Consider the following 938-nt stretch of genomic DNA (forward strand, 5'->3'; position numbering starts at 1 on the left):
CAGGATGCACAATACGTTTAAGGCTCTCGATGACTTCTTGAGAGCTTAATTCTTTATCGCCAAATAACTCGTGAAAATTCGACTGATAATAGCGACCTTCGGCGATCTCCCAGTCGATTAAACCAAGATTTGAAGCCTCGATTGCCTGCGTCAAGCGCGTCTGGCTTTTGACCAAGGCATCACTCACCGATTTACGAAGTTCTACTTGTTGATTTAGCTGTAAGTTGGCTCGCTCAAGCTCGGCAGTACGTTGCTTAATCTTTTGATCAAGCGCCTTTTCCGTATTCATCAAGGCATTATTGAGTCGATTTTTTTCATAACGTAATTGCGCTAATTCTTGGGCATTCGCCTTCTTGGTCGCAGAGCTGCGACGCTGAGGCCCTCTATCAACAACGCCTAAATGAATTCCCATCCCAATCAACAAAACATTTGCCATCGTCATTGTAGCTGCGGACAGTGAAGGCTCTGCTGTCAGCATGAGATAGTTCATAGATACCAAAATGGGAGCGCTTATCCCGAGCCAAAGGTGCAAGCCATAGGGTCGTCCAAGCAAGATATTTAACAAGGCAAGCAACACGAATACTGTTACCGAATCTGAAGATAGATTTGGCGAGTTGAAGACGCCAAATGACCACACAATCGATATAACGACAGGAATAAACGGTTCAATGTGCGTAAACGCGTCAAAACGACCAGATTGAGAAAAAGAGACCGCTAGAGGAAAGCCCGCAAGCAAGACAAGAAGTACATTCGAAATCAATGAAACTGAAGAACTCGCGCTTGCCTCAAAATGCAATAACCAAACGAAAGCGCTGATCAACCACGCAGCATAAAATGCAACGCGTTCAAACATCGTTAATTGCGGCATAGACGCTAGGGTAAATTTTTGGCTGAGCTTCACGGAAAGAACAACTATATGCACGGTTATTATGGTTGAT

1 pseudogene is annotated in these 938 nt (G+C 44.5%); it reads right to left on the reverse strand.

Features of this window, described 5'->3' with window-relative positions:
* Positions 1–853 (reverse strand): annotated as a pseudogene (locus A3738_RS27200) (hypothetical protein); the annotation flags it as partial.
* Positions 854–938 lie beyond the last annotated feature (85 nt).

It is taken from the genome of Oleiphilus sp. HI0066, from assembly GCF_001635725.1.